Annotated in this window: 28 protein-coding genes; 15 read left to right on the forward strand and 13 right to left on the reverse strand. The window is 64.0% G+C overall.

Features of this window, described 5'->3' with window-relative positions; genetic code table 11:
• Positions 1-15: 15 nt before the first annotated feature.
• The 6 genes from A6B35_RS27465 to A6B35_RS27490 form a co-directional block, all read right to left on the reverse strand.
• Positions 16-1,212, reverse strand: a complete 1,197-nt coding sequence (locus A6B35_RS27465) for a serine hydrolase domain-containing protein (RefSeq protein ID WP_006204113.1) — start codon at positions 1,210-1,212, stop codon at positions 16-18.
• Between the two features lie 64 nt (positions 1,213-1,276).
• Positions 1,277-2,305 (reverse strand): extracellular solute-binding protein, encoded by a 1,029-nt coding sequence (locus A6B35_RS27470; protein WP_040583339.1) that lies wholly within the window; start codon positions 2,303-2,305, stop codon positions 1,277-1,279.
• Between the two features lie 29 nt (positions 2,306-2,334).
• Positions 2,335-3,147 carry an ABC transporter permease gene (locus A6B35_RS27475; RefSeq protein ID WP_006204111.1) on the reverse strand — a complete coding sequence of 271 codons (813 nt, stop codon included), beginning with the start codon at positions 3,145-3,147 and terminating at the stop codon, positions 2,335-2,337.
• Entirely contained in the window at positions 3,140-4,069 is a 930-nt protein-coding gene (locus tag A6B35_RS27480) for an ABC transporter permease (protein WP_006204110.1), read from the reverse strand. Before A6B35_RS27480 ends, A6B35_RS27475 begins: the two co-directional genes overlap by 8 nt.
• Complete coding sequence (locus A6B35_RS27485) at positions 4,069-5,169, reverse strand: ABC transporter ATP-binding protein (RefSeq protein WP_006204109.1); 1,101 nt, start codon at positions 5,167-5,169, stop codon at positions 4,069-4,071. The genes A6B35_RS27480 and A6B35_RS27485 overlap by 1 nt, the downstream gene beginning before the upstream one ends.
• Before the next feature lie 125 nt (positions 5,170-5,294).
• Positions 5,295-6,959 (reverse strand): amidohydrolase, encoded by a 1,665-nt coding sequence (locus tag A6B35_RS27490; RefSeq protein WP_006204108.1) that lies wholly within the window; start codon positions 6,957-6,959, stop codon positions 5,295-5,297.
• A gap of 169 nt (positions 6,960-7,128) precedes the next feature.
• Between A6B35_RS27490 and A6B35_RS27495 the strand changes: the two genes are divergently transcribed.
• A complete protein-coding gene (locus tag A6B35_RS27495; protein ID WP_006204107.1) occupies positions 7,129-8,160 on the forward strand; it encodes a histone deacetylase family protein in 1,032 nt (343 codons plus the stop codon).
• A gap of 39 nt (positions 8,161-8,199) precedes the next feature.
• Here the strand turns inward: A6B35_RS27495 and A6B35_RS27500 are convergent, their stop codons facing one another.
• Positions 8,200-9,393, reverse strand: coding sequence for a TMEM43 family protein (locus tag A6B35_RS27500; RefSeq protein WP_040583338.1), 1,194 nt, complete (start codon positions 9,391-9,393; stop codon positions 8,200-8,202).
• A gap of 529 nt (positions 9,394-9,922) precedes the next feature.
• Between A6B35_RS27500 and A6B35_RS27505 the strand changes: the two genes are divergently transcribed.
• Both A6B35_RS27505 and A6B35_RS27510 read left to right on the forward strand, forming a co-directional pair.
• Positions 9,923-10,552 (forward strand): helix-turn-helix transcriptional regulator, encoded by a 630-nt coding sequence (locus A6B35_RS27505; RefSeq protein ID WP_244425987.1) that lies wholly within the window; start codon positions 9,923-9,925, stop codon positions 10,550-10,552.
• On the forward strand, positions 10,549-11,319 hold the full coding sequence (locus tag A6B35_RS27510; RefSeq protein WP_006204104.1) for a helix-turn-helix transcriptional regulator: 771 nt from the start codon (positions 10,549-10,551) through the stop codon (positions 11,317-11,319). Before A6B35_RS27505 ends, A6B35_RS27510 begins: the two co-directional genes overlap by 4 nt.
• Before the next feature lie 117 nt (positions 11,320-11,436).
• On the opposite strand, the gene A6B35_RS27515 is transcribed toward A6B35_RS27510, so the two are convergent.
• The 6 genes from A6B35_RS27515 to motA are packed head-to-tail and all read right to left on the reverse strand — an operon-like array spanning position 11,437 to position 16,306.
• Complete coding sequence (locus A6B35_RS27515; RefSeq protein WP_006204103.1) at positions 11,437-11,871, reverse strand: hypothetical protein; 435 nt, start codon at positions 11,869-11,871, stop codon at positions 11,437-11,439.
• Positions 11,868-12,950 carry a flagellar biosynthesis protein FlhB gene (gene flhB, locus A6B35_RS27520; protein WP_006204102.1) on the reverse strand — a complete coding sequence of 361 codons (1,083 nt, stop codon included), beginning with the start codon at positions 12,948-12,950 and terminating at the stop codon, positions 11,868-11,870. The genes A6B35_RS27515 and flhB overlap by 4 nt, the downstream gene beginning before the upstream one ends.
• Positions 12,951-12,974: 24 nt before the next feature.
• Positions 12,975-13,991 (reverse strand): flagellar motor switch protein FliG, encoded by a 1,017-nt coding sequence (locus A6B35_RS27525; protein ID WP_006204101.1) that lies wholly within the window; start codon positions 13,989-13,991, stop codon positions 12,975-12,977.
• Positions 13,992-14,021: 30 nt separating this feature from the next.
• Positions 14,022-14,408 (reverse strand): flagellar motor switch protein FliN, encoded by a 387-nt coding sequence (gene fliN, locus A6B35_RS27530; RefSeq protein ID WP_006204100.1) that lies wholly within the window; start codon positions 14,406-14,408, stop codon positions 14,022-14,024.
• A gap of 34 nt (positions 14,409-14,442) precedes the next feature.
• Positions 14,443-15,378 carry a FliM/FliN family flagellar motor switch protein gene (locus tag A6B35_RS27535; RefSeq protein ID WP_006204099.1) on the reverse strand — a complete coding sequence of 312 codons (936 nt, stop codon included), beginning with the start codon at positions 15,376-15,378 and terminating at the stop codon, positions 14,443-14,445.
• Positions 15,379-15,430: 52 nt separating this feature from the next.
• Complete coding sequence (motA, locus tag A6B35_RS27540; protein WP_006204098.1) at positions 15,431-16,306, reverse strand: flagellar motor stator protein MotA; 876 nt, start codon at positions 16,304-16,306, stop codon at positions 15,431-15,433.
• 157 nt (positions 16,307-16,463) lie between these two features.
• On the opposite strand from motA, the gene A6B35_RS27545 reads away from it, so the two are divergent.
• From A6B35_RS27545 to flgH, 12 genes are all read left to right on the forward strand, one after another.
• Positions 16,464-17,240: a DUF1217 domain-containing protein gene (locus tag A6B35_RS27545; RefSeq protein WP_040583336.1), complete on the forward strand. Its 777-nt coding sequence runs from the start codon at positions 16,464-16,466 to the stop codon at positions 17,238-17,240.
• Positions 17,241-17,247: 7 nt separating this feature from the next.
• Entirely contained in the window at positions 17,248-17,970 is a 723-nt protein-coding gene (gene flgF / locus A6B35_RS27550; protein WP_006204096.1) for a flagellar basal-body rod protein FlgF, read from the forward strand.
• 4 nt (positions 17,971-17,974) lie between these two features.
• Positions 17,975-19,396 carry a flagellar protein export ATPase FliI gene (gene fliI, locus A6B35_RS27555; RefSeq protein ID WP_006204095.1) on the forward strand — a complete coding sequence of 474 codons (1,422 nt, stop codon included), beginning with the start codon at positions 17,975-17,977 and terminating at the stop codon, positions 19,394-19,396.
• On the forward strand, positions 19,377-20,177 hold the full coding sequence (locus A6B35_RS27560) for a hypothetical protein (protein ID WP_006204094.1): 801 nt from the start codon (positions 19,377-19,379) through the stop codon (positions 20,175-20,177). The genes fliI and A6B35_RS27560 overlap by 20 nt, the downstream gene beginning before the upstream one ends.
• Positions 20,178-20,271: 94 nt before the next feature.
• Positions 20,272-20,643, forward strand: a complete 372-nt coding sequence (gene flgB / locus A6B35_RS27565) for a flagellar basal body rod protein FlgB (RefSeq protein ID WP_006204093.1) — start codon at positions 20,272-20,274, stop codon at positions 20,641-20,643.
• Between the two features lies 1 nt (position 20,644).
• On the forward strand, positions 20,645-21,061 hold the full coding sequence (flgC, locus tag A6B35_RS27570; RefSeq protein WP_006204092.1) for a flagellar basal body rod protein FlgC: 417 nt from the start codon (positions 20,645-20,647) through the stop codon (positions 21,059-21,061).
• Positions 21,061-21,396, forward strand: coding sequence for a flagellar hook-basal body complex protein FliE (fliE, locus tag A6B35_RS27575; RefSeq protein ID WP_006204091.1), 336 nt, complete (start codon positions 21,061-21,063; stop codon positions 21,394-21,396). The genes flgC and fliE overlap by 1 nt, the downstream gene beginning before the upstream one ends.
• A 9-nt stretch (positions 21,397-21,405) precedes the next feature.
• Entirely contained in the window at positions 21,406-22,194 is a 789-nt protein-coding gene (gene flgG / locus A6B35_RS27580) for a flagellar basal-body rod protein FlgG (protein ID WP_006204090.1), read from the forward strand.
• Positions 22,195-22,200: 6 nt separating this feature from the next.
• Positions 22,201-22,725, forward strand: a complete 525-nt coding sequence (gene flgA / locus A6B35_RS27585; RefSeq protein WP_040583347.1) for a flagellar basal body P-ring formation chaperone FlgA — start codon at positions 22,201-22,203, stop codon at positions 22,723-22,725.
• On the forward strand, positions 22,722-23,963 hold the full coding sequence (locus A6B35_RS27590; RefSeq protein WP_006204087.1) for a flagellar basal body P-ring protein FlgI: 1,242 nt from the start codon (positions 22,722-22,724) through the stop codon (positions 23,961-23,963). The genes flgA and A6B35_RS27590 overlap by 4 nt, the downstream gene beginning before the upstream one ends.
• Positions 23,964-23,972: 9 nt before the next feature.
• Positions 23,973-24,554: a MotE family protein gene (locus tag A6B35_RS27595; protein ID WP_081482219.1), complete on the forward strand. Its 582-nt coding sequence runs from the start codon at positions 23,973-23,975 to the stop codon at positions 24,552-24,554.
• The gene (gene flgH / locus A6B35_RS27600) at positions 24,551-25,255 is read left to right on the forward strand and encodes a flagellar basal body L-ring protein FlgH (protein WP_006204085.1); all 705 of its coding nucleotides are present in this window, start codon (positions 24,551-24,553) and stop codon (positions 25,253-25,255) included. The genes A6B35_RS27595 and flgH overlap by 4 nt, the downstream gene beginning before the upstream one ends.
• Positions 25,256-25,265 lie beyond the last annotated feature (10 nt).

Below are 25,265 nucleotides of genomic sequence, written 5' to 3' on the forward strand. Positions count from 1 at the left end.
TTTTTCCTGGAAGATTCAGGCGAGCGCCGCAGCGATGGCGTGCACGGCCTTCAGTGTCGCCACCGAATAGGCGATGTTGGAGAAATCCGGATAGGTCGAAAGCTTCACCACCACCATCCTCGTGTCCCAGTCGATATGGATCATCTGCCCGAAAACACCTCGGCACATCAGCGCTCGCGAGCGCGGGTCCTCGATCCAGAACTGGTTGCGATAGCTGCCTTCCGGCAGGCTGGGATTGAAGTCGGGGCCATGCCTGCCGTTGCGCGTCGTTTCGATCCAGTCGGCCGGCACCACACCGCCGCCATTGTCGAGGATCAGCTGGCCGAACCGGCCATAGTCGCGCAGCGTCGCGTTGAAGCCGCCGTCGGCCACAGCATAGCCGGCACTGTCGACGGTGAAGCAGGCGCTTTCATCGGTGCCGAGCTTTTGCCACAGCTCCTCGGAAACCAGCTGCGGCAGCCGCTTGCCTGTGACCCGCTCCATGATGAAGGCAAGCACATCGGTCTCGATCGAGCGGTATTCGAAGGCGGCGCCGTGTGGCCGGATTTGCTCCTTCAGTCCCAGGATCAGCTCGAACATATGCGACGGCCATTGGAACACCGGGTCGCTGTCCGGCGGCACCGGCTTCCACCCGCCCGCGACATCGACCTGGCCGATGTCGGAATAGGGATCGGTGTATTCCTCGGAAAAACGCACGCCGGTGGTCATGTCGAGCACATGCTGCACGCTGGCGCCTGCCCAGCCGGTGGCCCCCAGCTCCGGCAGATAAGTCGTCACCGGCGCCGCCGGGTCGATCAGCCCGCGCCCAGCCAGTATGCCGAACACCGAAGCCGTGACCGACTTTGCCATCGACTGCGACAGATGCAGCGTGCGCTCGTCCATGCCGTTGAAATAGCGCTCATAGGCGACCTTGCCGTCCTTGAGCACGAGGAAACCGTCCGTGTAGGTCTCGTCGAGCAGCCCGGCGAGCGTCGTTGCCGCGCCGCTGCTGTCCTCCACCGGCAGCGCGTCGAGATCGACCTCGGCCAGTTCGAGCCGGCGGCGATGGCCGTGCCCGCGCCAGACCTCGGCGGTCGGCAGGAATTCGCGGATGTGCTGGAATGCCCAGCGGTTCCAAGGGCCCCTATCCCAATCGAGTTTCGGCGGCACCATCTGCGGCGGCGAGCCTTGCATGATCGGCGGCCGCGGATCGGAGTTGCGGTAGGATGTCATCGAGCCTCCCGGAAGCGAAGAAGGGAGGCCAAAAGCCCCCCTTCCATTGGCTTTTAGACCGAACCTATTTGCGCAGGTTGGTCCAGATCTTGTTGTAAATCTCGACCACCTCGGGAGGGCATGGCGGGACGAATTCCGCCGCAGGCGCACCAGCCGGCGGGTTGAGTTCCGGCGAGGCCGCAAAATCGGCGGGAAGGAATTTGTGGCTGCCGACAATGCCGTTATCGTAGCCGGCGAATTCCGAGATCAGCGCCGCATTCTCCGGAGCCATGATGAAGTCCTGGAACAGCTTGGCATTCTCGAGGTTCTTGGCGCCCTTCAGCACCCCGACATTGTCCATCCAGCCTTCGATGCCTTCCTTCGGATAGGCATATTTGATCGCTGGGACTTTTTGGCGCGCGCGATAGGTGGCGCCATTCCACGCTTGCGTGACGATGACGTCGCCGGAGGTGATCTTGGTGATCGTGTCATAGCTGAAGGTCTTCCACGACGGCTTGGCCGCCATCAGGACGTCGTTGACCTTCTTGAGGTCGGCCTTGTCTGCGCCGCAGCGTGGCACGCCGGCATAGCGCTCGGCCGCATGCATGACGGTGTTGACGTCGTCGAGCATGTTGATCTGGCCCTTCAACTCGTCCGGCGGGTCGAACAGAATCGCCAGCGTGTCGATGTCGCCCTTGAACTTGTCGGTGTTGACTTCGAACGTCGTCGTGCCGAACTGCCACGGCGCGGTGTAGTGACGGCCGCTGTCCCAGTAGATGTCGAGGAAGCGCGGGTCGATGTTCTTGCCGTTCGGCATCGCATTGGGCTCGGTCTTTTCGAGCAGGCCCTCGTCGATCATGATCTTCACGGTGTAGTCCGACGGCACGACGATGTCGTAGCCGGAATTGCCGGCGCGTACCTTCGACAACATGGTTTCGTTGGAATCGTAGTCGTCCAGCGTGACCTTGACGTTGTATTGTTTCTCGAACTTTTCGATCAGCTTGGGATTGGTGTAGTCACCCCAATTATAGATGTGCAGCTCGCCGTCGGCGAGCGCTGGCACTGCCCACAACAGAACTGCCGTCGAAACGGCAGCCATCAGTTTCCTAGACATTTTGTTCTCCTTTGCCTTCCCATTATTATTCATTTGGCGCGCCGGCGCGCGATCAGGAACGAGACCGAGACGAAGAGGATCGAGACCAGGAGCAGGATGGTGGAGATGGCATTGATCTCCGGCGTCATCGGCCGCCTGATCTGGTTCCAGATGTAGAGCGGCAGCGTCGTCTGGCCGGGACCGGCGACGAGCTGCGTGATCGTGAAATCGTCGAAGGACACGATGAAGGCGAGCGCGGCGCCCGACATGATACCGGGGACGAGCAAGGGCAGCGTTATGCGGCGGAACGCATGCCACGGCGTGGCGTAGAGATCGGCCGCGGCGGCCTCCAGCGTCAGGTCCATGTCCTCGAGACGCGCCCTGATCGGCATATAGGCGAAAGGAATGCAAAAGACCGTGTGGGCGAGGATCAGATTGCCGATGCCGAAATTCAGCCCGAAGGCCCCGGCGATCAGCGCGAAGAAGGACAAGGTCGCCACCGCCGTAATGATCTCGGGGACCACCAGCGGCAGGTTTATCACCATGAAGGCCGCCGGAAGCCCGCGCCACGGTTTCACCCTTGTCATGCCGATCGCCGCCAGTGTTGCGACGATCGTCGAAATGATGGTCGCGCTCGTCGAGATGATCAGCGTGTTCTGGGCGGCGCGGTGGAATTCCTCGTTGAGCAGCGCACTGCCGTACCAGCCGAACCCGACACCCTCCCAATGGGTGACGAGCGAACCCGTGTTGAACGAAAAGATCATCAGGATCAGGATCGGCACGTAGAGCACGCACAGGCAAAGGATGGCGATCGAGCGGAAGCCCGGCTGGTCCTTGATGTCGATGGTGCGGGGGTCAGCCATGCTGGATCTTCCCCGACGTGTTGCGGACGTAGAAATAGAGCGCGACCAGCACAGCGGCCATCAGGATCAGCGCCTGGGCGCAGCCGAGCGGCCAGTTGCGTCCGGAGCCGAATTGCTGGGCGATGAGGTCGCCGATCATCAAATGGATGCCACCGCCAAGGATCAGCGGCGTCACATAGGCGCCGAGGGCCGGAATGAAGACCAGCAGGCAGCCGGCGATGATGCCGGGCAGCGACAGCGGAATGATCACCCGCCAGAGAACCTGCCGCCGTGTCGCGTAGAGGTCGTTCGCGGCCTCGACCAGCCTGAAATCCAGCTTTTCCAGGCTGGAATAGAGCGGCAGGATCATGAACGGCAGGAACGAGTAGAGCAGGCCGAGCTGGATGGCGAAGTTGGTGTAGAGCATGGTGATCGGCTTCTCGATCAAACCAAGCCCCATCAGCGCATTGTTGATGAGGCCCTCGTCGCGGATGATGAACATGATCGCCAGCGTACGCACAAGAAGGTTCGACCAGAACGGAATGGTGATCAAAAGCACCCACCAGTTGCGCTGCGCCGGCGGCCGCGTCGCCATGAAATAGGCGGTCGGAAAACCAAGCAGCAGGCAGATCACCGTCGTCACCACGGCGAACAGAAACGAGCGCAGGTAGATGATCAGGAAGTCCGGCGTGAACTGCAGCGTATCGTCGAAAATATCGCGCTGGAACAGGAAGTTCAGATACGCGTCGGTCGAGAACTTCCATTGCACGCCGCCGTAAGGTGCGGCCTGGAGAAATGAATAGACGCAGATGATCAGCAGCGGCAGCACGCCGAAAATGCCGATGATGACCAGCGCCGGTAGCGCAAGCAGGCGGTTGCGCCAGCTGGTGGCCTTTTCCGCCTGAGCCTCGAAGATCGCGGCTTTGGAAAGGGTGATCGACATCAGTCCCTCAAGATCCGGGCGCCGTCGTCCTCAAACACGATGCCCACCTTGGCGCCTGGCGCGAAAGCCACCGCGCCGGACCGGCTGTTCTGGTGGCGCACGATGAAGTTGTCACCGCCGTCGAGCTTCACGTGGTAGTGGGTGTCGGTGCCGAAATAGACGACATTGGCCAAAATTCCCGCGACCGTGCCCTTGGCTGCATCGGCGACCAGATCCGCATGCTCGGGCCGCACGACGACCGTCACGGCGCCGGAAGGATCGAAACCTTCGGGGAACCCGGCCGCAACCGTTGCGTCGGAAGCAAGCTTCACACTGGCGACGCCGGATTTCTTCGATACCACGGTGCCCTTGAGGAAGTTGGTCTCGCCGATGAAATCGGCGACGAAACGCTCGGCCGGGCGGTCATAGATGTCGCGCGGCGCGCCGACCTGCAGGATCTTGCCCGACGACATCACCGCGATCCGATCGGACATGGTCAGCGCTTCTTCCTGGTCGTGGGTGACGAAGATGAAAGTGATGCCGGTCTCGTGCTGCAGTCGCTTCAGCTCGATCTGCATTTCCTTGCGCAGCTTGTAGTCGAGCGCGGACAAAGGCTCGTCGAGCAGCAGCACTTTCGGCTGCGGCGCGAGAGCGCGGGCCAGTGCCACGCGCTGCTGCTGGCCGCCGGAGATCTGGCTGGTGCGACGGCCGGCGAGCGCCTCCATCTTGACCAGCTTCAGCATCCGGGCGACGCGCGCCTGGATCTCGGCTTTCGGCTTGCCCAGCATCTCCAGGCCGAAACCGATATTCTGCGCCACCGTCATATGCGGGAACAGCGCATAGGACTGGAACACGGTGTTGACCGGCCGCTTGAACGGCGGTAGCGGTGCGATGTCCTCGCCGTAGAGCAGGATCTCGCCTTCGCTCGGGAAGTCGAAGCCGGCGATCAGCCTTAGAAGTGTCGTCTTTCCGCAGCCGGACGGCCCAAGCAGCGTGAAGAACTCATTTTCGCGGATGGCGACGGAGACGGTGTCCAGCGCGGCGACTTGCGCCTCTCCGGTCCCGAACACCTTGCGGACGCCACGCACCTCGATTGCATTCTTACCCGGTTGTTCCGGCACGACTACCCCATTGAGAAAGCCTGCTCTTGGCGGCAGGTTTTGTTCCGGTTTGATTGTCATCACAAGCCAATCGGCTTGGCAACTGTAGAGCTGGACCTTGATCTAAAAGGCAATTCCCATGCCGGTCAGGCTTGATAGGTGATCTTGCCTCCACAGATGGTCGTCACCGGTCGCACCGTATGCAGCGCTTCCGGTGCAGTTGCCTCGATATCGGCCGACAGCACCACGAGATCGGCCATGTAGCCCGGCTTCAGGCGGCCCTTGCGACGTTCCATGAACTCGGCATAAGCCCCTTCCACCGTGTAGCCGGCAATCGATTCATGCAGCGAGAAGCTCTGGTCCGGCAGCCCCTCTGCCCAAGGTTTGCGCATCACCGCCGCCTGGATGCCCAGGATCGGATCTACCGGCGAGACCGGCCAGTCGGACGCGAACACGACACGCGCACCGGCATTTTTCAGGGCGCGCCAGGCATAGCTCAGCGGCCACTTCTCGCGGCCGATGCGCGAAAGCGTCGGCTCCAGCGGGAAGTTCATGGCGCCGGGCGGATGCGGCGGCTGCATCGAAGCGATGACGCCGAGTTCGGCAAACCGCGGCACGTCCGAGGGGGTGGTGACCTCGATATGCTCGACCCGGTGCCGGCTGTCGCGCTTGCCGTTCGCCTTCTGCGCCGCCTGGTAGCCGTCGAGCACGGCCCGCACCGCGCCGTCGCCGATCGAATGCACGGCGATCTGCAGGCCGCGCCTGTCGGCTTCCACCGCCACTTGCGCGAAGTGCTCTGGCGTGAACAGCGGCTCGCCGCGCCAGCCCGGCCGGTCGGCATAGTCGTCGACCATCACGGCGGTCCATGAATCGAGCACGCCGTCATAGAAGACCTTGACCATACCCGACGACAGCCATTCGGATTTGTAGGCCGCGGCCATACGCGAGGCTTTTTCCAGAATGTCCAGCGCCATGAAATTCTTGAAGTGAAACGGGATCTTCGTCCGGCACAGCAGCCGCCCTTCTTCTTCCAGGCCGGCAAGCAGCTCGAGCTGGTAGAGATTGCCGTCCATGTTCTGAATTGACGTAATGCCATGCTGGGCGCACCACTGAAGTCCGCGGTGCATCAGGTCGCGGTCGGAAGCGAGTTCTTCACCGGATGGATATGGCTCCGGCTCGCCGCCCGTAAGACCGAGCCGCGTGCGGTTCTGCCCGAAGTGCTCCAGGATCGGGCCGAATGCCTCGCCCTCGCGCAGCTCGCCGGCGGCGAGCCCGTCCGCTCCCATCACGATCTCGTTGCCCGGCCCCAACTGCCTGCCATGCAGGATGCCCGCCTGCTCCAGCGCCTTGGTGTTCGCCCACATCGTGTGGTGATCGGAAGCCGACATGGCGAAGGGCCGGTCTGGAATGATGCGGTCGAGATGATGACGTGTGACCGGCTCATCGCTCGACAGGATGGAGTAATCGACCCCGGCGCCGAGCAGCAGTCTGGCGTTGGGCCGCGCCGACGCAAAGGGGCGGATCGCGTCGCGCAGGGCGTCGAAGCCATGCACGCCTGCAAGATGCAGATTGTCGAGTTCGGCCGCGCCGCCGAAAAGATGCATATGCGCTTCGATGAAGCCGGGCAGGACGGAGCCGCCGCCGGCGTCGATGACGCGGGTTCCTGGGCCTTTGTAGTCCAGCACGCTGGCGCGATCTGCGATCGCAATGATGTCACCGCCCTTGATGGCGATCGCCTCGGCGCGGGGGGTATCGGGATCCATCGTCAAAATGCTTGCATTCTCGACAATCAGATCGGCCGATGGCGGCATAATTTTCTCCCGTTTGAGCTAGGCTAGCAGAGAATTGGCGTCTGGCAAGCCATCCTGTGCTGCTCCCAAGCAACAATTCGCTATGGCCCTTGGCGGCACCGAAACTCTCTGCCACAAAGCAGTGAGAGACCCGCAGACACGCAACCCGAAGAGCGAGCCAACTCCCAAAATGAAGACAGTTTTTTCCCCTCTCCATGCCGGTCATGCCGGCCAGATGGAACTGGTGACGGCGGCGATCGTGCCTGGTTTCGAGAAGCCGTCGCGGGCGGAATTCATCAGGTCGCGGGTCGAAAGCGAGAAGCTTGGCCCGATCATCGCTCCCGTCGAGCATGACCTTGCCGCCGCCAAGCGCATCCACAAGGCGGACTACATCGACTTCCTGCCGACCGTGTGGCCGCAATGGACGGCCGCCGGCTTCAAGGGCTCGGCCATGGCCTTCACCTGGCCGACACGCGGCCTGCGCGGCGACGTGCCGCCGCAGCGCATCGATGCCTTGCTGGGCTACTATTCGTTCGACGCCGGCGCCACCTTCGTCGAAGGCACCTGGGCCGCGATCAAGTCCTCCTACGACGTCGCGCTGACGGCGGCGGCCCTGGTCAAGGCAGGCGAGCGATCTGCCTTCGCGCTCTGCCGTCCGCCCGGCCATCACGCGGGTGCTGCCTTCATGGGCGGCTATTGCTTCATCAACAACGCCGCCGTCGCCGCGCAATGGTTCCTCGACCAGGGTGCGAGTCGCGTCTCGATCCTCGATGTCGACTACCACCACGGCAACGGCACCCAGGAGATCTTCTACGACCGCGGCGACGTCCAGGTCATCAACCTGCATGGCGACCCGATGACCGAGTATCCGTTCTTCCTTGGCCATGCCGACGAGCGCGGCGCGGGCGATGGTGAAGGCTTCAACCTTAACTACCCGATGCCCTTCGGCACCGGCTGGGACGCCTGGAACGCCTCGCTGGAGGACGCCTGCGCCAAACTCGCCGCCTATGCGCCCGATGTCGTCGTCGTCTCGCTCGGCGTCGACACGTTCGAGAAGGATCCGATCAGCCAGTTCAAGCTGAAAAGCGCCGACTACCCCAAGATCGGCCGCCGCATCGCCAGGCTCGGCCTGCCGACACTCTTCGTCATGGAAGGCGGCTATGCCGTGGAGGAGATCGGCATCAACGCCGTCGGCGTGATGACCGGCTTCGAGGATCGCTAACAGCCAAGACCGGGCGGCAACCCCGCCCGGCTCTCGCGATCAGGTAGGGGCGCCAACGCCTGGCGCGGCTGCCGGAGCAGCCGGTCTGCGCGACCGGCCGAGATAGTAGACCGCCGCCGCAGCGATGAGGCCTGCCGCCAGTATGCCTGCCGCCAGCAGCGGCCGGTACCAGAACCAGGCGACGGCGATCGTCGTCGTGCCGACCAGGATCGCCAGGAAGAAGGCGATGATACCGGTTCCCATCCGCGCAATGCTGCCGAGGAACGGAATGACGTCGAGGATGACGCCGATCGGGCCAAGCAGCAGGGCGAAGCCGAACGTCAGCAGCAGCAGGCCGGCGGCGCGCAGCAGCCAGGTGATCAATGTGTTTTCCGAGACCGCGTCGGCGAACATCTTTGCCGCCGGCACGTCGCCGGTATCGACCATCAGCAACTGGTCGCCGGCAACCGTCTGATAGGGTTCGAACTGGCTGCCGGTCTGGCGCGCGACGATGCTGACTACACCGAGCGGCGCCAGGTCGTAACCGATGCGATAGTCGCCCAGGGCCGGGGATGTCGCATCGGAACCGAGATAGATCCCGCCGTCGACGATGGTGACGGGCTTCGGGCCGCTATAGGCGGCCTTGATCGCGGCCGCCTGGCTGGACGACAGCGCAAATTCCTTGTCGCCCTCGATGCGATCGAGCACCGGCGTGTCAAGCGCGAAGGCGCCAAGCTTGCCGTCCGGAATCTGGAAGGTCCTGCTGTGGATCGCCATCGGTGGGTTCTGATGGCCGTCCGGCTTCTTGAAATTCGACGAGTCTATCTGGCTGTCGTCCCACACCCTGGAATAGCTGTAGGTCGTCACCGTCTCCTCGCCGCCGCCGAGCTTCTTGGTCGTCTCCGACTTCGATTCCTCTCTCCACTGATACATCTCGACGCTGCGCGACAGGCGCAACCCTTGCGCCGCAATGCCGAACTCCGGATCGGCGAGGCCGCTGTCCGCCGTCACCGGTCCGGTGACATGCACGAGCTTGCCGTCATTGCCGGCATCGACGCTGTCGACCCCGACCGAGACGACGACGCCCGACCCCTCGGCCAGCGAGCGCGCCGTCTGCACCGCGCGGCCCTCGTTCCAGAACAGACCGATGACCATCAGCACGATCAGGAGCAGGCCGAAGACCACCCCGCCCACAGCGCGCTTGATCCGCCCGAACCAAGAAACGGATGTCACTTCCCGAAATGAATCGCTCATTGTTGCCCCGCAAAGTCGCCAGCATGGACGCCCATCCTTTGCCGCTCCCGCGAATCCTACCGGAATCAGGCGCCCGCCGATACCGCCGGCCTGCACCGGCTCCTGCTTTTCCCGTCGAAAATCCGGCCGAAGGCAACATGAAACGGCCGCTGAGTCGCAATCCGAGTCCATCGGATTCGATTTTGTCAAATCGCGTTTGATGTCGGATTCATCTGCGGGTAGATTAGACCCGAATCAGCCGGTCCTTGGGGGGCGCGGCGACCAACCCAAAGTCTCAAGTACCGGCATTGTCCGGCACCAGACGCGGACGGCTTCGCGTTCCCTGAATGGATTCGGCCTGGTTGGGCGCTGACCGCGCCCAGAGTGTGTCTTCGTCAATGTGATGCGTATTCGGGTTCGGCCGCTGGCAAAGCCAGCACCGGGCACATGGATCGATTCCGGCCAAAGCATAAAAATGGGCAGTCCCGCCGCGCTTCTCCAATCCGAACCATCGCGCCTTGCGTCTCGCGGCGACCTCACCAGCTTTTTCATGCAGCTTGCCGCAGAGATCGGCGCCGACAGCTACATGCTGGTCGCCATCGTCCACGACCAGGACCGCAATGATGCGCGCATCGTGTCTTCCAACTGGATTTTCGACGCCATCGAGCTCATCGGCAAACGGCTGATCGGCGGCCTCGCCCAGGGTCCGCTGACCGCGGCGCCCGGCATCCGCCCGCAGGCGCTGGTGGCAGCCCATGCCCCCGACACCGGTGGACTGCTCACCGGCGAGGAGGCTCGGCTTCTCGACGTGCTCGGCCATGCCGAGATCTACTCGCTCAGGCTGAACGTCGGTCGCCAGCGTCTGTTCGCCCTGTTTTCAGCTGCCGAACCGGGCAAGATCGACCAGCCGGCGCTGATGAAGGCTCAGTTGAAGTGCTGCTACGCGCTCTCCACCATCCCGCAGCTGATCGCCGCGGCCGCCATGCAGGATCCGCTGTCCGACCGCGAGCGCGAATGCCTGTTCTGGGTGTCCGAGGGCAAGACGACGGACGAGGTCGCGCTCATCCTTGGCGTCTCGTCGAACACCGTCAACAGCTACATCACCCACGCCATTCAGAAATTCGCGGCCAGCAACCGCGCGATGGCCATCGCGACGGCGATCAGGAGCGGCATCATTTGAAACACGCACTTGTCAAGGAGGCGGCCGAAGCCCTTTTCAACGAGCAGCGCAATCCGTTCGGCGCCTTTTCGCTCGGTTCGGAAACCCATCACGCCGTCACCATTCCGGATGCCGTGCGCCGCTGCCGCTGGATCGCCGTCGACATCAACGCCTCGGCCTTCGGCCTGTTCTTCGTCAGCCCTTCGGCCGAGCGAGCACGCCTCGTCCCCTGCTTCGATTCCGACTATCCCAGCACGGCGGTGGCGACAAAATTCATCTCTGGCGCCAATGGCGAGGAGATGGTGCGCCACACCCGCATTTCGACGGCGCCGCGCTGGTGGGCCGACGACGGCATCGCCAGCTCGCAGGACACCTTCAAGGACCTCGCCTGGTCGGAACGAACCGCACCCTTGGCGCCAGGCACCAACGGCATTGCCTTCCCCGTTCATGCCGATCGCGGGCAGTGCGGGCTGGTCGTGTTCCTGGGCTCGGAGATCGCCTTGCCACAAGACGCGCTCTACGAAATCCATGCACGCAGTTTCACGCTGTTTGCCGCGGTCGCCCGCATGCGCCCGAGCGACGCCGGCAGGATGCGGTCGATCTCCAAGCGCGAGCTCGAATGCCTGAAGCTGACCGCCAACGGCAACACCAGCGAGGAGATCGCCAAGCTGCTGAAGTTGTCGGTGCACACCGCCAACCAGTACCTGACCCAGTCGACACAGAAGCTCAACGCCGTCAACCGCAACCAGGCGGTGGCCAAGGCGCTGCGGCTGGGGTTGATCGAGTAGGCCTGGAAATTCGCTCTCGAAATGACCGAAGGTGGCGCGGCGGCGGCGCGGCAACATCGACAAGCGCGCAGCGCACGAAGCGACTCCGACGTGCTCCCACCAACACGCGTCTGATTTTCAGAAGGCGAGCGGCTCGGTCCTGCGGATGCGCGCCTGCTCGATCACGGCCTCCAGCAAGGCGGTGTTGTGTTCGGGGTTTTCGCCAGGCTTTTCGAACGACACGTAGTTGACGGCCACCGACGATTTGTCTTCGCTCAGCGTCAGCTGGAAATAGACAGTGACGCCGGGCGGCCTGAGCTCCAGATCCAGCACGATGCGCGGACTGCCGCTCCAGTCGACATGGGCCTCGCCGCCATGGCCGAGCCTGAGCGTGCCGGCCATGAAGAACAGTTCGGCCGCCGAATCCACCAGGTCCGACAGGCAGGCGAAATGCTCCAGCCGGATGAAGGCGATGTAGTCGGCGACATCGATCAGCCTGAGTTCGGCGATCACCTGCTCGATGGCGTTGGCGACGATGATCTCGCGGGATTTTGCGTAAGGTTGCCGGTTCATGAGGTCAGTCTGCGCTCAGCCTTTTTCGAGTAGACGATCCGCACCAGCTCGGCGACGGCCTGATAGAATTGCGACGGGATCACGCTATCAACCGAAACTTGCTTGTACATGGAGCGGGCAAGCGCCACGTCCTCGAAGATCGGGATATTATTCTCTCTGGCGATCTCGCGGATCTTGAGCGCCACCAGATCCTGGCCCTTGGCCAGAACCAGCGGCGCCGAATCCTCGTCGCGAACATACTTCAGCGCGATCGAGAAGTGGGTCGGGTTGGCGATGATCAGCGTGGCGCGCGGCACCGCCGTCATCATCCGCTTGCGGGCGCGATCGCGCGCCAACGATCTGAGCCGCGACTTGACGATCGGATCGCCTTCCGCCTGCTTCATCTCGTCCTTGACCTCCTGCTTGCTCATGCGCAGGTCGCGCCGCCAATGGAAACGTGACCAGACCAGGTCGACCGTCGCAATCAGTCCCATGACGAAGACGATCGCCACCAGGATGTCGATGACGATACCCCTGATGACGAGACCGAAAGCGACCGGGTTGGTGATCATCCCGGCGAGCAGCTTACGGTGGTCCTCCGACAGCGTGAAGAAAAGCACGACGACGGCCAAGCCGAGCTTGCCCAGCGATTTCAGGAACTCGGCGAAGCCCTGGGCGCCGAACAGGCGGCTCCAACCCTTGGTGATCGAAATGCGCGACAGTTGCGGCCTGACCCGCTCGCCGACGAATTGCGGCATGTTCTGGAACACCGAGGCGCCGACGCCGGCCACCACCAGCAGCACCAGCAGGCTGACGACGGCGCGGCCGATCTCGAAGATGACGGTCTTGTAGAGCGCGATGACGTCGGTCTCGGTGTCCATCGGCCAGGCCTCCGGCTTCTCCAGGAACATCGACAGGAACATGCCGAGATCGACGATGGCGTCCTTGGCGTAGAAGACGGTGAACACCAGTATGGCGACGAAGGACGTGAAGAGGGCGGTCTCGCGCGAATGGGGCAGCTTGCCCTGTTCGACCGTGTCACGGATCTTCTTTTCTGTGGCTTCCTCGGTTTTCGAGTCCTTGTCGACAGCCTCAGCCATATTGGACTAGCCGGCCCGTCGCCATCAGGCTGCGGCGTTCTGCGTCGAGGAGGGCAGTTCGAAAGCCCCCTCGCGCGACAGACGGATCGTCGCCACCGCAATCGTCTTGCGGGCAGTCATGATGTCGGCAAGGGCGATGCCTTCCGAGCCCTGCCCGAGTTCGGCTTCGATCATGCGCCGCGAACGTGCGCCGATCGCTGACAGCACCGATTCGGTCAGCGCCGGCGGTGCGCCGCGCAGCGCCAGCGTAACCAGTTCTGTCGACAGCCCGTCGAACAGAAGCACCCGCGCCTTCTGAGTCAGCAACGGCAGGTCGTCGAAGGCGAACAGCCGCGACCTGACGCCGTCGAGGTCGGGCGTGCCCGCCTCCTCCAGGTCCTGCATGACCTCTTCGAGCTGCGGCTTGTCCATTTCGTTGAGCACGCTGGCGACCCGCGCCTGCCCGGCAGAAATGTCCTTGGTCGCGGCTTGCGACAGCAAACTCGAGCGCAACTGGCTTTCGACGATCTTCGCGGCCGCATCCGGAATGGTCGCCATCGTCACCATGCGCTTGATGATCTCGCCACGCATCGGTTTTGCCATGGTCAACAGCACGTTCGCCGCAGCTTGCGGGGCAAGCTTCGACAGCACCATGGCCGCGGTCTGTGCGTGCTCGCTGGCGAGGAAGGTGCCGAGCCGTGCCGGCTCGAGCTTCTCCAGATCGGGCCAGATCGGCTGCGGCCGTTCCGGCGCCACCTCGAACTTCTTGTCGCCCATAATGGCGCTCATTTCTTCCGGCGACAGCGACTCATTGAGGATCGTGTCCATCCTGTCGGCGGAATCGAGCAGCCCCGCGCCTTCGGTGAACTCGGCCTCGAATTCGGCGACGATGCGTTCGAGGTCGCTCTGCGGAATCGTGCGCAGCAGCCGCGCCCCCTCGATCAGCGCCTTCAGTTCCTCCTGCTTGAAGAATTTCAGCAGCCGGCTGGCCGAGGGCTTGCCCATGGCCACCAGTATGGCGGCGGCCTTCTGCGGGCGCGTCAGCGCGGTAAGCGTCGTCATGCTGTCTGTCCCTGCGACACGCCGGTTATCCTATGCACTCTTCGTGGCTGCGATGATTTCGGTCAGCCTGATGCCGAAGCGCGACGGGTCGCTTTCGAGCACGGTGATCTCGCCGCGCGCGATCTTGCGGCCGTTGACCACCACGTCGACGGGTTCGCCGATGCGCCGGTTGAGCGCCACCGTCGAGCCCTTCTGCAACGCCATCAGGTCGGACACCGGCATTTCGGTGCTGCCGAGGATGATCTGCACATCGACCGGGATGCTCATGATGATGTTCGAATTGGCGCCCGATGCCGCGCGGAAGGCAACGTCCGGACGCTTCTCCTCTTCCTGGAGAACGCCGCGCAATTCCTCGATGGCACGGTCGAGTTGCTCGTCCGGCTGGTCGAGTTCGGCTTCCACCTTGGTCTTGGCCATTGATCGTCTCCCAAAAAACTCGAGCCTGCCGGCGTCAGCCCGGCATCAGCCCATCGATGAAGTCCTGCCCGGCATCGTAGGGATGGCGGACGCGAACGGTGTAATTCTGGCCGAGCTTGCCGAACTCGCAAACGAACAGTGTCTTGTCGCGTGCGCTGAGCCGCGCCTGCGATTGCGCGGTCTCCTCGAATTCGATGATCTGCCCCACCTCGAGGCTGGCGAGGTCGCCAAGCGTCAGCCGCGCGAGCGGCATGGTCGCCTTCAGCGTCACCGTCGAGCGCATCACCTCTTCCGAGAGCCGCGCCCGCCAGTCCGACCCCGTCGTCTGGTCGTCATTGGCACCGGCCGCGCCGCCACGGGTCGCCAGCAGGATGCGTTGCGGGATCATCACCGTGACCGTGCCGCTATCGGTCGGCGTCGAGATGCCGAAGACCATGCGAACCGCCGCTCCGTCGCGCAGTACGCGCCGCTTGGCTTCCGCACCGGACATCGCGCGCTGTACCGGCAGCCGCAGCTCGAGCGAGCGCCTGCCCGATCCGTTCAAGGCCTGCGCCACTTCCTGGAACACCGTCGTCGCCACGTCGGTCTCGATCTGCGACAGCTCACGCTCGATCGGCGAAACCGCCAGGTCCGGATCACCCCCGAACAGCGCACAGACCATCACCGCGATGGCAGGCGCATCGATCACCAGCGTCATGGCGTCGGAGGACGTCGGCGACGCAACGATGGTCATAGCGAATGTGTCGCCGGCATACGCGCGCGCGTCGGGTACGCGGCTTACCTCTACCGCGCGCAGGTCGACGGTGACTGGTGCGCCTAGTTCACCGGCGAGGCTCTTCTGCAGCAGCGGTACGGCGCGCTCGGCCATCCCGCGCCCGGCGCCGATGACATGGGCGGCTTCGCCGCTGTCGCCGACCAGACGCTCGATGATCAGGGAACGGGTCTCGGACGGACTGCCTGGGCTGGTCATGACGGCGAACGGCCCCGTCTATCCTTGCATGTACTTCTGTCGCTGCGCATGCTCAGGCCGCTTTCTTCTCGGCCGTGCCGGTGTTCATCGTGCTCTGCTCGACGGCGTCGATCGTCGGCCGCTCGTAAGACGAGATGGTCTTGCGCCCGAACTCGATCGCGACTTGCGGCAGGGCGCCGTTCATATAGGCCAGCAAGGTCTGCTTGACGATGATGTAGAGCCGGTTCCGCTTCTCGCGCACGGTCTTGATCTTGGTGGCGACCGGCCCGACCAGTGCATAGGACAGGAAGATGCCGAGGAAGGTTCCGACAAGCGCGGCGCCGATCAGGCCGCCGAGGATTTCCGGCGACTGGTCGAGCGCGCCCATCGCCTTGACCACGCCGAGCACGGCGGCCACGATGCCAAGCGCAGGCAGGCCGTCACCCACCGCCACCAGGGCATGATAGGCCTTCATCTTGTCGGTCTTGATCGTATGGATCTCTTCGTCCATCAGCGCCTCGATCTCATGCGAGCGCGCATTGCCGATGATGATGATGCGGCAGTAGTCGCAGATGAAATGCGTCAGGTCATGGTTGTGCAGCACCGTCGGGAATGCCTGGAAGATCGCCGATTCCTCCGGATTGTCGATATGCGCCTCGACCTCGCTGCGAGACTTGGACCGTAGCTCGCGCATCAGGCTGTGCAGCACGCCGAGCGTTTCGAGATAGTCCCGCTCCTTCGGCACCGCCTGCTTGAAGGCTTCGAGAATGCCTTTGCCGGTATCCTTGACGGTCTTCATCGGGTTGGCAACGAGGAAGGTGCCAAGTGCCGCGCCACCGATGATCACCGCTTCCCATGGCTGCATCAGCACATGAAGATGGCCGCCCATGGCCATGAAGCCGCCGAGAACGCAGCCGAGCGTCACCACCAGTCCAATCAGAATGCCCACGCAAGATCCTTCCGCATGTCGCTTCAGGATCAACGGATAATCCCCGTGCCTTGTGTGAGGCTTGAATCCCCAATGTTGCGAAGCACGAGCGTCGGATTCAGCTTCGCGCAAGGAAGTGAGGATATTGTCCTGACATAGCTTCGGCCGGAGGCGCAGCGTGTTGGACACTTATACGAGCTATCAGCTCATCACCAAGGACATCACCAAGTCACTCGACCAGGTCGAGGCGCAGCCTGTCGTGAAGCGCGACACCGACTATTATCTTGCCAATATCGGCAACGTCAAAACCATCGACGATTTCGTCAAGGACACACGCCTGTTCACCTATGCCATGAAGGCATACGGCCTCGGCGACATGGCCTACGCCAAGGCTTTCATGGTCAAGGCACTGAAGGAAGGCGTCGCGGACGAGGACAGCTTCGCCAACAAATTGACCGACAAGCGCTACGCCGCCTTCGTCAAGGCGTTCAATTTCGCCGCCTATGGCGAGACCGCCACGCTGTTCCCCGCCGCCCAGCAGGACACGGTAGACAAATACATGCGCCAGACGCTGGAGGAAAACGCCGGCGAGACCAATGAAGGCGTGCGGCTGGCGTTGTACTTCGACCGCAAGGCGTCGAGCATCACCAACTGGTACGACGTACTTGCCGACACGGCTCTCTCCAGCGTGGTCCGCACCGCGCTCGGCCTGCCGGATTCCTTCGCCTCCGCCGACATCGACAAGCAGGCGCAGGCGTTCGAGCAGAAGCTCGACATCGCCGATTTCACCGACCCCGAAAAGCTGAGCAAGTTCCTCACCCGCTTCACCAGCATGTGGGAGATCAACAACCCGACCTCGACGGCGCAGACATCGGTCAGCGTGCTTTTCGCCCAGCCGACCACGGTCGGCATATCCACCGATCTGATGATGGCCATGCAGAAACTGAGGTTCTGAGAACACCATGCAGGACAGCCTCTACGTAGCCCTGTCGTCGCAGATCGCGCTCGAGCGCCGGCTCGACACCATCGCCGACAATGTCGCCAACGCCTCGACCATCGGCTTTCGCGCTACCGGCGTGAAGTTCGAGGACGTCGTCTCAGGTACCGGGCCAAAGTCCGTCTCTTTCGCCTCTTCCGGCAACACCTATCTTTCCAATGCGCATGGCTCGATGACCGAGACCGGCAATCCCTTCGACTTTGCCATCCAGGGCGACGCCTGGTTCGCCATCGAGACGCCCGTCGGCACGGTGATGACACGCGACGGCCGCTTCTCGATGAACGATGCCGGTGAACTGATGTCGATCGAGGGCCATCCGGTGCTCGACAGCGGCGGCGCGCCGATCCAGCTCGACCCGCGCAACGGCCCACCCAAGGCCGGTGCGGACGGCTCGCTGCGCCAAAGCGATCAGCTCGTCGGCGCCATCGGTCTCTACGATTTCGACCCCGGACAGAACTTTGTCCGCTACGGCAATTCGGGCATCGTTCCAGCGCGTACGCCCGAGCCGGTCACCGACCGCTCCGATGTTGGTGTCGCGCAAGGGTTCCTGGAAGAATCCAACGTCAATCCGGTGCTGGAAATGACCCGGCTGATCATGGTCCAGCGCGCTTTCGAGAACACCGCGGCGCTGATACGCCAGGCCAATACGACCACCGACGACGCGATCAAGACGCTCGGCTCCAAGTAGCGGCATGTCGACCGGCCTGCCCTCGATACGCGCCCTGGAAAAGCAGCCCGACGCCGCGCCGCAAGACCGGCTGGCGGCGCTGGAGCATATCTGGCGCCGGTTCGATGACCCGGATGCGTTGCTGCGGCGCGGCGGCCGCGTCGCCGAAATCTCGCCGACCCATTACAAGGTGCGCGGCCTGTCTGGCATCGCCAGGCTGGGCGACATCGTCGAGCAGCGCGGCCATTCCGGCACGCGCCGTGGCGAAATCGTCAAGATCGGTCGCGACGAGGTCGTCGTGGCGCCTTTCGAACGCAGCGCCGATGCGGGCATCGGCGACGCCGTGTTCCGGCGTGGCCCGCTGACGGTGACGCCGCACGCCTCGTGGCGCGGACGTGCCATCGACGCGCTCACCCGCGTCATCGACGGCGGTCCGCCGCTGGTGAGATCGGGCGTCGCCGTGGGAGAAGGCACGACGACACCGGGCGCCATGGCGCGGCAGCGCGTCGGCACCGCTTTCATGACCGGCGTTCGGGTCATCGACATCTTCACCCCGCTCTGCTTCGGCCAGCGTCTCGGCGTCTTTGCCGGATCGGGCGTCGGCAAGTCGACGCTGCTGGCGATGCTCGCTGGCGCCGATGCCTTCGATACGGTCGTCGTGGCGCTCATCGGCGAACGCGGGCGCGAGGTGCGCGAATTCCTCGAGGACACGATCGGCGCCGAAAGCATGGCCAAGACCGTGGCTGTCGTCGCCACCAGCGACGAGAGCGCGATGATGCGCCGGCGCGCACCCGACACCGCCATGCGCGTCGCCGAGCATTTTCGCGACCAGGGCCATCGCGTGCTTCTGGTGCTCGATTCGATCACCCGCTTCGCCCATGCGCTACGCGAGGTGGCGACGGGGACCGGCGAGCCGCCAGTCGCGCGTGGCTACCCGGCCTCGGTGTTCACCGATCTGCCCAAGCTGCTCGAGCGGGCCGGACCCGGCATCGAGGGCCCGGGGGTCCAAGGCAAGGGGTCGATCACCGCCATCATCTCGGTGCTGGTCGACGGCGACGACCACAATGATCCGGTCGCCGATTCGGTGCGCGGCATCCTCGACGGCCATGTCGTGCTCGACCGCGCGATCGCCGAACAGGGACGTTATCCGCCGGTCAATCCGCTGTCGTCGATCTCGCGCCTGGCCGACAAGGCATGGAGCCCCGAGCAGCGCATGCTGGTGACCCGGCTGAAGTCGATGATCTCGCGCTTCGAGGACACGCGCGACATCCGTCTGCTCGGCGCTTATCAGGGCGGCGCCGATGCCGAGCTCGACATCGCCGTGCGCCAGGTGCCGCTGATCTACGAGGCGCTGACGCAGTCGCCCAGGGACCGCGCGTCGGTCGATCCGTTCGCCGATCTCGCCCGCCACCTGAAGGGAAAGCAGAATGGCGATGCAGGAGAGTGAGCGTCAATACACCGAGCGCATCTTGCGCGAGATGATCGCCGAGGCCAACGCCAAGGAACAGGCCAGGGCTGACGAAGCGAGAATTGCCAAGGCACTTTCTGCCAAGGCCTGGGTTGCCAAAGCCGAGGCTGCACTGGCCAGGGCTGCCAAGCCTCCCCTCCCCAGGGCTCCCCAGGCCGAGGCTGTCGAGATGACAGAGGCCAGCCGCGACTCGCTCATCGACGGGCTGTTTCCACGCACCGAATGGCCGCAACCGCCAAAGGTGGAATTTCCCCGATTGGGAAAGAAGCCCGACCGGCGCAGCGACTTTGTCGTCGCAGCCCTTGGCATCACGCTCGGCCTGATCTGCGCACTGTTTCCCTGGTACATCTTCTTCAACCAGGAACAGTTCGGCGTGCAGGCGCTCAACTTCGGCGGCAGCGGCACCAATGCCGGTCGTGTCAGCGGCGGCTCGCAGCGGGAAAATCGCGGTGCGCCGCTGACGGCCAAGGATGTCCCCCCCGATGTCGACCTGTTCGCCACCGGCACCTTGCCCGACCAGACCGAGGATCCCGACCAGGCGCCCGGTCTCGAGCAGCAGCCCTTCCCGGCCGATGCCGGCATATTCCGCATGGTGCACGTCGCTAACGGCCGCGCCATGATCGAGGACGACGCCGGCCTGTGGATCGTCCAGCGCGGTTCGGTGCTGCCGGATTCCAGCCGCGTGTCGTCGATTGAGCAGCGCGGCGGCAAATGGGTCATGGTCACCAGCACCGACCAGGTGATCGAGCTCTCCAAATAGCCGCGTCAGGGCCACGCCCTGCTGACGCAGGCTCAGCGCAAGGTCCGCGCAAGACTGGCAGCCTAGTCTTGTGCGTACCCGCCCGGAGATTCCCATGGAGCCCGTCAACCTTTTCGATCTTGCCACCAAGCAGTCGCAGTGGCTGGCCGTGCGCCAGTCCGCCATTGCCTCCAACATCGCCAACGCCAACACGCCGGGCTACACCGCAGGCGATGTCGAGCCCTTCGAAAAGGTCCTCGACCGCACGGCGGTGTCGCTGCAGGCCGGCCACCTCGGCACCGAGGCGACCAATGCCGGCTTCACCGTCAAGCCGGAGGAAACCACCGGGTCGATCATGCCGTCCAAGAACACGGTGGCGCTGGAAGACGAGCTGATGAAGGCCGGTGAGGTCCGTCGCTCTTTCGAGCTGAACACCGCGATCGTCAAGGCTTTCCATTCCATGATGATGATGGCGGTGAAGAGCTGACATGGACGCGCTGACCGCAGCCCTCAAAGTCGCCGCATCCGGCCTCGGCGCCCAGTCGGAGCGTCTGCGCGTGGTCTCGGAAAACCTTGCCAACGCCCAATCGACGGGCACGACTCCGGGCTCCGATCCTTATCGTCGCAAGACCATCAGCTTTGCCTCCGAGCTCGACCGCTCATCCGGCGGCTCGCTCGTCGAGGTCAACTCGATCGCCCGCGACCCCTCGGATTTTCCCGTTGAATTCCAGCCTGGCAACGAAGCCGCCGACGACAAGGGCTACGTCAAGATGCCCAACGTCAACGTGCTGATCGAAATGGCCGACATGAGCGAGGCCAACCGCTCCTACGAGGCCAATCTTCAGGTCATCAAGCAGGCGCGCGACCTGATTTCCATGACCATCGACCTGATGAGGAACCAGTAATGATCAGCGGCATCGGCAACATTGGCGCACTTCAGCTCAAACCGGTGACCGAAGGCGCCGAAGGGGCGGCAGGGCTGTTCCAGGGCATCATGTCGCCGCAGGCCACGGAGAATGTCGGTACGTCCTTTGCCGAGGCGCTGAGCCATGCTGCGTCGAAGACCGTCAACACCTTGCAGAATGCCGAGCAGGTATCGATCAAGGCGCTCAGCGGCGACGCCGACACGCGCCAGGTCGTCGACGCCGTCATGAGTGCCCAGCAGGCCCTGCAGACTGCGGTCGCGATCCGCGACAAGGTCGTCTCGGCCTATCTCGAAGTCAGCCGCATGGGCATTTAGGAGCGCGTCATGAAAGCACTCGCCATCGCCGCCACCGGCATGAATGCCCAGCAGACCAATCTGGAAGTCATCGCCAACAACATCGCCAACATCAACACCACCGGCTACAAGCGCGCCCGGGCCGAATTCTCCGACCTGCTCTACCAGGTCGACCGCACGCAGGGCGTGCCCAACCGCGCCAACACCTCGCTGGTGCCGGAAGGCGTCTCGATCGGTCTCGGCGTCAAGACGACAGCCGTCCGCAACGTCCACACCCAGGGCGAATTGACCAGCACCGGCAACAGCTTCGACATGGCGCTGACCGGCAGGGGCTGGTTCCAGATCGAGGGCGCCGACGGCGGCACGCTCTACAGCCGCGCCGGCGCCTTCAACACCAACGCCACAGGACAGCTGGTGACCGTCGACGGCGCCAATGTCGTCCCGGCCATCACCGTGCCTGCCGATGCGGTCGAGGTCATCGTCAACAAGACGGGCCAGGTCTTCGCCCGCATCGATGGCCAGACCGATCTCCAGCTTCTCGGCCAGCTCCAGCTCGCCAACTTCGCCAACGAGGCCGGCCTCGCACCGCTCGGCGACAATCTGTTCCAGGAGACTGCGGCTTCGGGCCCGGCCAATGTCGGCGTGCCCGGCGACCCAGGCTTCGCTACGGTCGAGCAAGGCTATCTCGAGGCGTCCAATGTCGATCCGGTCAAGGAGATCACCGAACTGATCTCGGCGCAGCGCGCCTACGAGATGAACTCCAAGGTCATCCAGGCGGCCGACGACATGGCCTCGGTGGTGTCCAAGAACATCAGGTAACGGATGATGGCCTCGCCGACCTCCCGCTCCGCACTTCTCCGCACCGCGCTGATCCTGGCGCTGGTGGCCGGCGGCGTGCCGGCTGTTGCCCAGGAGCAGGCAAACCAGTCGGCCAATCAGATCGCCAGAAACCAGACCGTCAGCGAAGTCGTGCTGATCCCCAACCGGGTGATCTATCCGGGCGAGACGGTCGAGCTTGGCGTCCTGAAGCAAGTGACGCTGCTGCCGGGCAAGCACAAGCCCGATGCGGTCGCCACGCGGGCCGAGGAACTCCAGGGCAAGGTCGCCAAGCGCACGCTGCTGCCCGGCCGCTACATTCCCACCGCCGCCATTCGCGACGCCTGGCTGGTCGAGCAGGGCGCTGCCGTGCAGATCTACTTCACCGCCGGCGGGCTGACCATCTCGGCTTCGGGCGTCACCCTGCAGCCAGGTGCTGCCGGCGACCTCGTCAAGGTTCGCAACGTCGACAGCGGCAAGATCATCTCCGGCACGGTGATGGCCGACGGGACCATCAGGGTCAGCGCTACATGACGCGCGGACTTGCCCTTCTGCTGGCGGCCGTTCTCGGCCTGCAGCCGGCACTGGCCGACGGGCTGACGCCCAAGGCCAAGCGCGAGCTCGCCGCCAGGAACGGCGGTGTCTACAACGATCCGGAATACGACCCGGCCACCACCAGCCGCATGTTCCGGGTGTCGAACGGGCCGAGCTCGCTGCCACCGGGTCAGGTGGCGTCGCGCATCAAGGACATCGCCCAGCTGCAGAGCGCGCGCGACAACCAGCTTGTCGGCTACGGTCTGGTCATTGGCCTGGCCGGATCGGGCGACAGCCTGCGCAATTCGCCTTTCACCGAACAGTCGATCCGCGCCATGCTGGAAAACCTCGGCATCGCCACCGAGGGCGGCAGTGCCCGCGCCAAGAACGTCGCCGCTGTCATCGTCACCGCCAACATGCCCGCCTTCGTCCAGTCGGGGGCCCGCATCGACATCGACGTCTCCTCGATGGGCGATGCGACATCGCTGGCCGGCGGCACGCTGATCATGACGCCGCTGAAGGCCGCGGACGGCGAGATCTATGCCGTCGGACAGGGATCCGTCATCGTTTCGGGCTTCACTGCCCAGGGCCAGGCCGAGCAGCTGACGCAGGGCGTGCCGACCGCCGGACGGGTGCCGAACGGTGCCATCGTCGAGCGTTCGGTGCAGGCCGAGTTCGACGACCAGGCCGTGCTAACCCTGCAGCTGCGCAACCCCGATTTCTCCACCGCCATTCGCATCGCCGACGCCATCAATGACTACACCGCGCAGCGTTTCGGCATGCGCGTGGCCGCCGAACGCGACGCCCGCACGGTGCAGATCAGAAGGCCTAAGAACGTTTCGGCGGCGCGCTTCTACGCCGAGATCGAAAATCTGGTCGTCGAATCGGACACACCGGCCCGCGTCGTCATCGACGAGCGCACCGGCACCATCGTCATCGGCAACGACGTCAAGATCTCGCGGGTCGCCATCAGCCACGGCACGCTCACCGTGCGCATCACCGAGGCGCCGAGGGTCGTTCAGCCCGAGCCTTTCTCCAAGGGCGAGACCGCGGTCGAGCCGTTCACCGCCATCGAGGCCACCCGGCCGGACGCGCGCGTCGCCGTGCTCGACGGGCCCAACCTCGAAACGCTCGTTTCCGGCCTCAACCGCCTCGGCGTCAAGCCCGACGGCATCATTGCCATCCTGCAAGGCATCAAGTCGGCCGGCGCGCTGCAGGCCGACCTGGTTCTCCAATAGGCCATGCCGATGATCGATCCTTTCTCCGCAAAACCGGACTCTCGCTTCGCTGCGCCGGCGCTTCTCGCTTCGGCCCTCGCCGCCATGCTCCTGACCATCGGCCCGGCCGACGCCGAGGACACGGTGCGTCAGGTGCTGCCCGGTGGACCGACGCCGGTGGCTCCGCAGCAACTGACGAAGGAGAAGGCACCGGACGAAAGCGAGATCCAGCGCTTCTGCTCCAACATCGCTGACGCCGCGCGCGACCGCCGCTATGCGCTGCAGGCACAGGAGCTGAAGGAACTGCAGGCCGGCATCGACCAGCGCATGAAGGCGCTGGAAGACAAGCGCGCCGAATACGAGCAATGGCTGAAGCGGCGCGAGGTGTTCCTCGCGCGCGCCGAGGACGGTGTCGTCAAGATCTACGCCGGCATGAAGCCCGATGCCGCGGCCGAACGCCTGGCGATGGTCAATGTCGACCTCGCCGCCGCCATCCTGATGAAACTCGATTCGCGCAAGGCCGGCGTCATCCTCAACGAAATGGACCAGAAGGCGGCGGCGGCGCTCACCGGCATCATGGCCAGCGCGGCGCGAAGGGTAGATCCGTCATGATCCGCAGAATGCTCATGCTGCTTGGCGTCGCCGTGCTGTCCGGCTGCGGCACCGATCTGAAGGAGATCGGCCGGGAGCCTGCGCTGTCGCCAGTCGGCTCAGGCATCACCGGCAGCGTCAACGCCCCCTATAGCTATCCTGAAGCACCGCCGGCGCCTGTGAAGAAATTCTCGCTTTGGGATGATCGCCAGAGCCGGCTGTTCACCGATCCGCGCGCACTGCGCGATGGCGACATCCTGACGGTCAAGATCAAGCTCAACGACAAGGCGAACTTCAAGAACCAGAACGACAGGAGCCGCACCGCCGCGCGCAAGCTCGGCTATGACGTCACGCTCGGATGGGAAGGCAACAGCACAAGCGGCAAGGGTGATGCCGGCCTGAGCTCCAGCACCGAAACCAACGCCGACGGCGAAATCAAGCGCTCGGAAAACCTCGAGCTGAACGTTGCCGCCGTCGTGACCGAGGTTCTGCCCAACGGCAATTTGATGATCCGGGGCTCGCAGGAAGTGCGCGTCAACTACGAGCTCAGGGTGCTGACCATCGCCGGCATGGTGCGGCCGTCCGACATCGGCGCGGAGAACACCATCTCCTACGAACGCATCGCCGAGGCGCGCATCTCCTATGGCGGCCGTGGCCGCGTCAGCGAGGTCCAGCAGCCGGCTTACGGCCAGCAGGTCCTCGATCAGGTCCTGCCTTTCTAGAGCGGGCCGT

Source organism: Mesorhizobium amorphae CCNWGS0123, assembly GCF_001686985.1.
GTDB classification, from domain to species: domain Bacteria; phylum Pseudomonadota; class Alphaproteobacteria; order Rhizobiales; family Rhizobiaceae; genus Mesorhizobium; species Mesorhizobium amorphae.